The 6,609-nt window shown below is 63.4% G+C and carries 6 protein-coding genes; all 6 read left to right on the top strand.

Annotated features, from left to right (window positions below; translation table 11 throughout):
* Window positions 1-150: 150 nt before the first annotated feature.
* Window positions 151-1,677, top strand: a complete 1,527-nt coding sequence (gene murJ / locus AC0L30_RS41890) for a murein biosynthesis integral membrane protein MurJ (RefSeq protein ID WP_007602011.1) — start codon at window positions 151-153, stop codon at window positions 1,675-1,677.
* Between the two features lie 162 nt (window positions 1,678-1,839).
* A complete protein-coding gene (locus tag AC0L30_RS41885; protein ID WP_007602012.1) occupies window positions 1,840-2,256 on the top strand; it encodes an SRPBCC family protein in 417 nt (138 codons plus the stop codon).
* Window positions 2,257-2,555: 299 nt separating this feature from the next.
* On the top strand, window positions 2,556-2,834 hold the full coding sequence (locus AC0L30_RS41880; RefSeq protein WP_007602013.1) for a DUF1127 domain-containing protein: 279 nt from the start codon (window positions 2,556-2,558) through the stop codon (window positions 2,832-2,834).
* Window positions 2,835-2,884: 50 nt separating this feature from the next.
* Complete coding sequence (locus AC0L30_RS41875; protein ID WP_007602014.1) at window positions 2,885-3,409, top strand: GNAT family N-acetyltransferase; 525 nt, start codon at window positions 2,885-2,887, stop codon at window positions 3,407-3,409.
* Between the two features lie 149 nt (window positions 3,410-3,558).
* Entirely contained in the window at window positions 3,559-5,868 is a 2,310-nt protein-coding gene (locus AC0L30_RS41870) for a xanthine dehydrogenase family protein molybdopterin-binding subunit (protein ID WP_007602015.1), read from the top strand.
* A gap of 120 nt (window positions 5,869-5,988) precedes the next feature.
* Window positions 5,989-6,435 (top strand): c-type cytochrome, encoded by a 447-nt coding sequence (locus AC0L30_RS41865; protein WP_007602016.1) that lies wholly within the window; start codon window positions 5,989-5,991, stop codon window positions 6,433-6,435.
* Window positions 6,436-6,609 lie beyond the last annotated feature (174 nt).

Raw genomic sequence — 6,609 nt, 5'->3', positions numbered from 1 at the left:
GGCCGGAGCCTGTCGCGACCCAGACCTTCTCTCTCGACGTCTTCAGCCTCAAAAGCCAATAGCGCAACAGGCCCACAAGGGGAGAGGGCACAGCAATGCGCATCGCAAGATGCAATCGACCTCTGTTCGATAAGTCTCTAAAACAGACGCATGCTCGGACGTATCTTCACGGTTGGTGGTTACACGCTGCTCTCGCGGCTGACGGGATTTGCCCGCGACATCATGCTCGCGGCGATTCTCGGCGCCGGCCCCGTGGCCGACGCCTTCTTCGTGGCGCTGCGGCTGCCCAACCATTTCCGTGCGATCTTTGCCGAGGGGGCCTTCAACGCGGCCTGGGTGCCGGCCTATGCGCACGTCCACGGCGAGCGAGGGGAGGGGGCGGCAAGGTTGTTCGCCGACCGCATCTTCACGCTGCTGCTGGCCTCGCAGGTGGTGCTGCTGATCGTCGCCTGGCTGTTCATGCCGCAGGCCATGAGCATTTTGGCGCCCGGCTTTTCCGAGGACGCCGAACAGCGCAAGCTCGCGATCGAACTGACCCGGATCACCTTTCCCTACCTGCTGCTGATCACGCTGGTGACGCTCTATGGCGGCATGCTCAACGTGATGCAGCGCTTCGCGAGCGCCGCAGCCGCGTCGATCTTCCTCAACATCTCGATGATGATGACGCTGGCGCTCGCCGCCTGGTTTCCCAGTGCGGGCCACGCCGCCGCCTGGGGCGTCCTGATCTCGGGCTTCCTGCAATATGTCCTGCTCGCCGGCGATCTCGCCCGCCATGGCGGCCTGCCGCGCTTTGCGCCGCTCAAGCTCGACGAAGACGTCCGCGCATTCTTTAGGGCGTTGGGACCCGCGACGCTGGGCTCGATGGGCACGCAGCTCGCGCTCTTTGCAGACACCATCATCGCGACCTTCCTGCCCGCCGGCGCGTTGTCGGCGCTCTATTACGCCGACCGCCTCAATCAGCTCCCGATCGGCGTCATCGGTATTGCTATCGGCACGGTGCTGCTGCCGGAGATGTCGCGGCGGATCACGGCCAACGACCATGACGGCGCGATGAAGGCGCAGCGCCGTGCGTTCGATTTCACGCTGCTGTTCTCGGTGCCGTTTGTCGCCGCCTTCCTCACCGTGCCCGACGCGATCATGCGCGCGCTTTTCGCCCGCGGTGCGTTCTCGAAGGCCGACGCCGCCGCTGCCGGCGCCACGCTCGCGGCCTATGCCATTGGCCTGATCCCCTTCGTGCTGATCCGCAGCGCGGTCGCGACGTTCTACGCGCGCAAGGACACGGCGACGCCGGTACGGGCGTCGCTGACCGGCATCGCGGTCAACGTCGCCTTGAAAATTGCCTTAATGGGATCGCTGGCCCAGATCGGCCTTGCGCTGGCAACCGCCGTCGGCGTCTGGACCAACCTGCTGCTGGTGCTGTTCTTCGCCGTGCGGCGAGGCTTTCTCGTGCTGGACCGCGCCTGGCTGTTGTCGCTCGCCAAATTCCTGCTGACCGGGCTCATCCTGGCCACTGCCTTCTGGCTCATCGCGCGCTTCGGCGGTCCTTCGCTGGGCGCGATGCACTTCCGGGACGAATTGACGCTGCTTCTGCTGGCCGTCGGGGGCACGATCGTCTATGCGCTCGCCATCCTCGCGCTGTTCGGCCGCCGCTGGCTGGTCTCGCTGGTGCGGGGTTAACTTTTTCATATTTTCTACGCATTGACGGCTCGACCTTGTCGGCACGGGCCAGTCTCGATCGTCCTTGGATGGACACATCTCGGAAGTGCGGTGGATGGACCCTGCACAATTGACGTGATGCCGTCATCTCGAGCCGGCAAAATCGAACCAGGAGCACTGTTTATGAGGATCACCGTCGAAACCAACGTAGCAGCCCCCATCGATCAGGTCTGGCGCGCTTATACGACGCCGGCCGACGTCATGAAGTGGAACGCCGCGTCCGACGACTGGCATACGACCAAGGCGACCGTCGACCTGCGAGAAGGCGGTGTCTTCTCGTCGCGCATGGAGGCCAAGGACGGCAGCATGGGCTTTGACTTCGCCGGGACCTACACGAAAATCATCGAGCACAAGCGGATCGAATACGCGTTCGGCGAGCGAAAAGCTGAAGTCGAGTTTGTGCCCGGCCCGAAGGGCGTTCTCGTCCGCGTGGTCTTCGATGGCGAATCGACGCATTCGGTCGAGCAGCAGCAAGGCGGTTGGCAGGCAATCCTCGACAGCTTCGCACGATACGTGGAAGCGAAACAGAAGAAGTCGTGAAGGGCGTTGACGGGCGTCGTCGGCTTCGGCGCCCGGCACCCTCAGGTAGGGACTCGCCTCCAGGATGCAGCGAACCTCCACACATCTCTTGATTTTGGGCGATTGCTGTGGTAATCGCAGCGCATGATCAAATCAGTGCGCAAACTCAACTGCATTCACATGACCCGCTTCGGCTGGGCCGTGGAAGGAGTCGCGCGCTAAGAATTCGACGACGACATCTTTCCACCAGGCCCCGCCGGCATCGGACGGGGCCTTTTGTTTGGCCACGCTCCCTGCCGGCACAACAGCAGGAGCATGCGATGCCACCCCAACAGACGAACATCCCATCCGAGGCCGAGGGGCTTCCCCTCGAACTTGCATCGACGCGGAGCACCCTAGGCTCGCTCGCGCAATACTGGCGTGCGCTCCAGGACTGGCGTGGGCGGCAGGGTCCACAAATCGCCTTGCAGGACCTGAGTGACAGGGAGCTGATGGATATCGGCCTAACGCGTGGCGAGATTGACTACATCTCGCCGGAACGGGCTGTCGATAGGCTGAGAGACAATGCGAGGACCCTGTGGGGCCGCGGTGGGATGTGACAGACCAGCGGTCCTGCCGACATTCGCAGCGACTAGGAGAGGAGGCGACGATGATGTCGCATGCGCCGGGTGCCCCGGCGGACTTGGAAATCCGCCGATTGACTGTCGATGATCTCGACCTCTTTCGTGACATTCGCGCGGAGGCGCTTCGGACGCACCCTCAAACGTTTGGTTCTGCCGAAGAGGACGAGGGCGGAGAGGCGATGCTGACTGCCTATCGGCATTGGCTCAGCGGAGCGATCCTTGGCGCCTTCTGGCGGGGAAATCTGATCGGAGTCGCGGGCTTCTACGTGTCGCCAGCTCTTCGGTCGCAGCCCAGGGGTCACATCTTCACGGTTTACGTGAGGGAAGATGGCCAAGGTAAAGGAATCCGAAATCGACTCGTCAAGGAGCTTCTTGACCATGCCGAGGCACGCGTCGAGCAGGTACATCTTGAGGTCCTGCTCGAAGCAACCGTTGCGATCAGGACCTACAAGCGCAATGGATTCGAGGTCTACGGCACGGATCCCGCTGCAGTCCGCATAGGTCATATCACGTATGACAAATATCTTATGGTCAGGAAATTCGGCCATTGAGGGGCAGCTGCGCGTCAGGGTTGCCCGAAGGCCCGAGGGCGGTTCGAATCATCGGCCTTGACAGGCGTGGCCCGCCGAAACCCGTTTGCCTTGCCAGTTTTTCCACGGCAATATGCCGGCAAAACAACCATGAGAAACGGGACGAGAAAATGGCGGCTCCCATCAAGTTCGGCGTTGGCCAAAGTGTGTTGCGCAAGGAGGATGACGCGCTGATCCGCGGCAAGGGCCGCTATACCGACGATTATGCGCCGCAGGCCGCTTTGCGCTGCCTGATGCTGCGCTCGCCGCATGCGCATGCCAAATACACTATCGATGCGAGCCGCGCCCGCGGCTTGCCCGGCGTTGCGCTGATCCTGACCGCGGCCGACGTCGCCGATCTCGGTGACCTGCCGTGCCTGTTCAATCTCGAGACCGACCCGTTCAAGGGCCCGCCTTACCCGATCCTCGCCAAGGACGAGGTGCGTCATGTCGGTGATTCCATCGCCTTCGTGGTCGCCGAGACCATCGACCAGGCCCGCGACGCGATCGAGGCGATCGACGTCAAATGGAGCCCGCTGCCGGCGGTGACCGGGGTCGTCAACGCCGTGAAGAAGGGCGCAGCGTTGGTCTGGCCGGACAAGCCCGGCAACGTGCTGTTCGACGTCTCGATCGGTGACAAGAAAGCGACCGAAGCGGCGTTTGCCAAAGCGCATACGGTGGCCGAGATCTCGATCGTCAATCCGCGCGTGGTCGCGAACTTCATGGAAACGCGCGCGGCAGTGTGCGAATACGACGCCAAGCGCGACCATCTGACGCTGACGGTCGGCAGTCAGGGCAGCCATCGCCTGCGCGATATCCTCTGCCAGAACGTGCTCAACATCCCGACCGACAAGATGCGGGTGATCTGCCCCGACGTCGGCGGCGGCTTCGGCACGAAGCTGTTTCCCTATCGGGAATACGCCCTCCTGGCGGTCGCCGCGCGAAAGCTGAAGAAGGCGGTGAAATGGGCGGCCGACCGCACCGAGCATTTCATGGGCGACGCGCAGGGCCGCGACAACGTCACCACCGCGAAAATGGCGCTGGCCGAGGACGGCAAATTCCTCGCGATGGATTGCGACCTCATGGGCGACATGGGCGCGTATCTGTCGACCTTCGGGCCCTATATCCCGCATGGCGGCGCCGGCATGCTGCCGGGCCTCTACGACATCCAGGCGTTCCACTGCCGTGTGCGCACCATCTTCACCAACAGCGTGCCGGTCGATGCCTATCGCGGCGCCGGGCGGCCCGAGGCTGCTTACGTCATCGAACGTCTGGTGGACGCCTGCGCGCGAAAACTCGACATGACGCCGGATGCCATCCGCCGCAAGAATTTCATTCAGCCGAAGGCGCTGCCCTACAAGACCGCGACCGGAAAGGTCTACGATTCCGGCGACTTCGCTGCGCATCTGAAGCGCGCGATGGAGATCGCCGAGTGGAAGGAGTTTGGCAAGCGCGCCAAGGCGGCCAAGAAGAACGGCCTGATCCGTGGCATCGGACTTGCGAGCTATGTCGAGGTGTGCGGCACCATGGGCGAGGAGACCGCCAATGTGCGGATGGACCCCAATGGCGATATCACCATCCTGATCGGCACCCAGTCGAGCGGGCAGGGCCATCAGACCGCCTATGCGCAGATCGTCGCCGAGCAGTTCGGCGTCGCGCCCGAGCGCGTGCACGTCCACCAGGGCGATACCGACATGATCGCCACCGGTCTCGGCACCGGCGGCTCGGCTTCGATTCCGTCAGGCGGTGTCAGCGTTGAACGTGCGACCCGCGAGCTCGGCGCGCGGCTCAAGGAGATCGCGGCGCAGGCATTGGAAGCCAGCGCCGGCGACCTCGAGATCACCGATGGCCTGGTGCGCATCGCCGGCACCGACCGTTCGATCTCGTTCGCCGATCTTGCCAAGCGTCCCGGCGTCGATCCATCGAAGCTCAATGCGAGCGCGACCTTTGCCAGCGCCGATGGCACCTATCCGAACGGCACCCATGTCGCGGAGGTCGAGATCGATCCGGCCACTGGCATCATCAAAATCGTCAACTACGTGATCGTCGACGATTTCGGCATGACGCTCAATCCGCTGCTGCTGGCGGGCCAGGTCCATGGCGGCGCGATGCAGGGCATCGGCCAGGCGCTGATGGAACAGGTGGTCTATGGCGCGGGCGACGGCCAGCTCGTCACCGCGACCTTCATGGACTATGCGCTGCCGCGCGCGGCGGACGGGCCGGACTTCGTGTTCGAGACGGCCAACGTCCCCTGCAAGACCAATCCGCTGGGGGTGAAGGGCGCGGGCGAGGCCGGTGCCATCGGGTCCTGCCCGGCCGTCGTCAATGCCATCGTCGACGGGCTCTGGCGCGAATACAAGATCGACCACATCGATATGCCGGCGACCCCGGAGCGGGTGTGGATCGCCGTCAACGAGCACCATCGCCGTCACAGCCTGTGACAATTTTTCACGGAATGAAATCTGCGGAGCGGTGTTGGCCCCATTGAGGGGTCGGCACGATCGTGCAGCACGGCGATCCTGCATCAAGGCAATCCTGCATCAAGGAAAGGGACTTTGCGAATGAAGCGAGTGTTGGTTGTTGGGGGCGCGCTCCTGCTCGGCATGGGCGCGGTTTGGGCACAACAGGACTCCGTCAAGGAGGTCCAGACCCTGATGAAGGGCAACGGCAAGAACGCCGGCGCAGTGGCGGCGATGGTCAAGGGCGAGAAGCCCTACGACCAGGCCACGGTGGACAGCGCGCTGGCACAGTTCGAGGACACCGCCAAGAAGTTGCCGAATCTGTTTCCCGCGAGCGCAAAGGGCATGAAGCCCGAGGGCGACTATAGCGCCTCGCCGAAGGTCTGGGAGGACAAGGCCGGATTCGATGCCAAGGTCGCGAGCTTCGCCAAGGTCGTTGGCGAGGCCAAGGGCAAGATCAAGGATTTGGACTCGCTCAAGGCGAATTTCCCCGCGGTCGGCAAGGAATGCGGCGGCTGCCACGAGACGTTTCGCGTGAAGAACGGTTGACGGAAGGAAAAGATTTGTAGCCCGGATGGAGCGCAGCGCAATCCGGGAATCCACACGAGCTGACAGACTGCCCCGGATTGCGCTTCGCACCAAACCCGGGACAGGGAATAAAAAAAGGCCGCCCAGCCGAACCCGCCCCCCCGTTTTTTTCGTCGCGAGTGCCCGCGGGCAAAT

This window comes from Bradyrhizobium sp. MI1.11, assembly GCF_055811255.1.
Note: the sequence above shows the minus strand (reverse complement) of the source record. Positions and strands in the feature narration are given on the sequence as shown.

What these genes read in the sequence shown, in the direction of transcription:
- murJ (WP_007602011.1), top strand. Translation starts at nt 151, where the DNA reads ATGCTCGGACGTATCTTCACGGTTGGTGGTTACACGCTGCTCTCGCGG.
- AC0L30_RS41875 (WP_007602014.1), top strand. Translation starts at nt 2,885, where the DNA reads ATGATGTCGCATGCGCCGGGTGCCCCGGCGGACTTGGAAATCCGCCGA.
- AC0L30_RS41865 (WP_007602016.1), top strand. Translation starts at nt 5,989, where the DNA reads ATGAAGCGAGTGTTGGTTGTTGGGGGCGCGCTCCTGCTCGGCATGGGC.
- AC0L30_RS41870 (WP_007602015.1), top strand. Translation starts at nt 3,559, where the DNA reads ATGGCGGCTCCCATCAAGTTCGGCGTTGGCCAAAGTGTGTTGCGCAAG.
- AC0L30_RS41880 (WP_007602013.1), top strand. Translation starts at nt 2,556, where the DNA reads ATGCCACCCCAACAGACGAACATCCCATCCGAGGCCGAGGGGCTTCCC.
- AC0L30_RS41885 (WP_007602012.1), top strand. Translation starts at nt 1,840, where the DNA reads ATGAGGATCACCGTCGAAACCAACGTAGCAGCCCCCATCGATCAGGTC.